Origin of the sequence: Massilia sp. CT11-108 (genome assembly GCF_047302915.1) — a bacterium.
GTDB classification, from domain to species: domain Bacteria; phylum Pseudomonadota; class Gammaproteobacteria; order Burkholderiales; family Burkholderiaceae_D; genus Telluria; species Telluria orientalis.
In genome coordinates, this window is sequence record NZ_JBKYMO010001317.1 from 1 (window position 1) to 382 (window position 382).

1 protein-coding gene is annotated in these 382 nt (G+C 70.4%); it reads left to right on the top strand.

The features are described from left to right. Nucleotides 1–320: substrate-binding domain-containing protein (locus ACEN88_RS34585; RefSeq protein ID WP_413346920.1), on the top strand; the 320-nt coding region annotated here is incomplete at its 5' end. Nucleotides 321–382: the final 62 nt, after the last annotated feature.

The window sequence follows — 382 nt, forward strand, 5'->3', positions numbered from 1 at the left end:
GCCGCGCGGGCCTGCGCGCGCTGCTGGCGGACCATCCCGACATCGACGCCGTGTTCTGCAGCTCGGACATGGTCGCGCTGGGCGTGCTCACGGAAGCGCACAAGCTCGGCATCGACATCCCCGGCCAGCTGGCCGTCGTCGGCCTCGGCGACCAACCGTTCGCGGCCGAGACGTACCCGGCCCTCACGACGGTCCACCTGGACGGCCGCAAGATGGGCCAGCTCGCGGCGCAATTCATCATCGACCGCATCGCGGGCACGCCCATTCCCGAAGTCGTGCGCGACATCGGCTTCACCATCGTCGAGCGCGAGAGCGCTTGAGGCGCGGCGCGTAGCCGCCCGGGCGGCGCGTCGACCAGTGTCGTATAAACAAATCCCCGCCC